Source organism: Microbacterium sp. GbtcB4, assembly GCF_019091465.1.
GTDB lineage: Bacteria > Actinomycetota > Actinomycetes > Actinomycetales > Microbacteriaceae > Microbacterium > Microbacterium paraoxydans.
This window is the reverse complement of the sequence record NZ_JAGXJJ010000760.1, coordinates 1-230: the sequence shown is the minus strand read 5'-3', so window position 1 is coordinate 230 and position 230 is coordinate 1. Positions and strand designations below refer to the sequence as shown.

The 230-nt window shown below is 72.6% G+C and carries 1 pseudogene; it reads right to left on the bottom strand.

The annotated features are described in order from the left end of the window. Positions 1–230 (bottom strand): annotated as a pseudogene (locus KVS71_RS19545) (hypothetical protein); the annotation flags it as partial.

The following is a 230-nucleotide window of genomic DNA, read 5'->3' as shown; positions in this document are numbered from 1 at the left end:
AGGGGGGGGTGCGGAAGAGCACCTGCAGCACCGCACCCGCTACCGGAACGTGGACCGCCCCGATCACGAGCGGCACGATCACCAGGTCGAGGATCGCGAGGTAGAACGCGATGCCCAGGAGTCCGGTGAGCTGCGGCTTCCACCAGCGCGGACGCGGACGGACGAGCGCCAGGCGGTGGGACTCGACCCCGCGAGCGGACACCTCCGACGCGGGGGCGGACGGGGAGACG